1 protein-coding gene is annotated in these 223 nt (G+C 54.7%); it reads right to left on the reverse strand.

What is annotated here, in order from left to right; all coding sequences use genetic code 11:
- A partial coding sequence (gene tnpB / locus HU770_RS26945) for an IS66 family insertion sequence element accessory protein TnpB (protein WP_238349563.1) occupies nucleotides 1–222 on the reverse strand: 222 nt, incomplete at its 3' end.
- Between the last annotated feature and the right edge of the window lies 1 nt (nucleotide 223).

Raw genomic sequence — 223 nt, forward strand, 5'->3', positions numbered from 1 at the left:
GGCTTCGAGGCGCTTGAGCCAAAGGCAGAAGCCGTTGCGCTCCCAGTACAACACCTTGATGCGGTTACGGGCTTTATTGAGGAAGACGAAAAGTACGGGGTCGAACACGGCAACTTTGATGTCCAGCTCGACCAGGGCGGTGAGGCCGTCGATGGATTTTCGAAAATCCACAGGCTTGGGGTAGAGGTAAACCTTTTCGACTTTGCTGTCGGGACGCATCATG

The organism is Pseudomonas sp. SWRI68, from assembly GCF_014269165.1.
Classification (GTDB): Bacteria; Pseudomonadota; Gammaproteobacteria; order Pseudomonadales; family Pseudomonadaceae; genus Aquipseudomonas; species Aquipseudomonas capeferrum.